This is a genomic window from Photorhabdus heterorhabditis, from assembly GCF_018448905.1.
In the GTDB taxonomy this organism is placed as follows: Bacteria; Pseudomonadota; Gammaproteobacteria; order Enterobacterales; family Enterobacteriaceae; genus Photorhabdus; species Photorhabdus heterorhabditis.
Genome location: NZ_RCWA01000151.1, coordinates 1 through 891 on the forward strand (window position 1 = coordinate 1; position 891 = coordinate 891).

Genomic DNA, 891 nt, shown 5'->3' on the forward strand with positions numbered 1-891 from the left:
CGGCCTGCGCCGTCAGTGGCTGACCGGCGTTGACATGAGCGGCGGTGGCCTTGAGGTCATGCCCGGCCTGCAGGGTCACCTCACCGGCGCCGGTTATCTGGCTGCCGATATCGGTCTGTTGGGTCAGGTGGCGGGTGTTACCGCCGCCCCAGTCGCCGCTTTCGGTACGTCGCGTATTTAAGGTGTCCAGCGTCAGGTCATGGCCTGCCGTTATTTCGGTGTGACCGTCTTGACCGGCATTCCTGACGTCACTGGCGGTGAGCTGGACGTTATTGATGGCGCTCAGCGACAGGGTGCCCTTATCGTTCTGCACATAGATGCCTGCCGGACGGTCCAGCCAGCGGTTAGCTTCATCCCCGCGTACGGTCGAGGCGCTGGTGATATCGCGGCCTTTCAGGGTCACCCGGTCATCCCCCTGAATCCGGCCGCCCCGATTGGTGAGCGCCTGTTGGGCCGCTAAATCCACTTTGCCACCACGAATAAAGCCGCGGTTGGTCAGGTTGTTGGCCGTCAGTTGAGTCACATCCCGCCCGTTAATTGTGCCGCTGTTGGTGATATCGCCCTGACTGTTGAGCGCCACGGTATTCCCGGCCAGCAAGGCGCCATCACTGCGCAGGTCGCCCTGACGGACGCGCGCATAAACCTGCGGCACCGTCACCACCTCGGTAGTGCCGTCCGGCAGCGTCACCGTTTGGTTAGTCAGCCAGATAATGTCCGAAGTCAGCAGCGCCATCTGCGCCGGACTCAGGGCGACGCCCGGCGTCAACTGTTGCTGTTTGCCAAAGGCAACGCCGGCATCCATCAGCGCTTTAAACTGGGCTTCATCGTTATTGTAGCCCGGCAGATAGCGCTGGCCGGTCAGCTGGGTAATCTGCTCCCGCACCAGCCGCT

The 891-nt window shown here is 62.4% G+C and carries 1 pseudogene; it reads right to left on the reverse strand.

The annotated features are described in order from the left end of the window. Window positions 1-891: pseudogene (locus EAE89_RS23020) on the reverse strand (hemagglutinin repeat-containing protein); the annotation flags it as partial.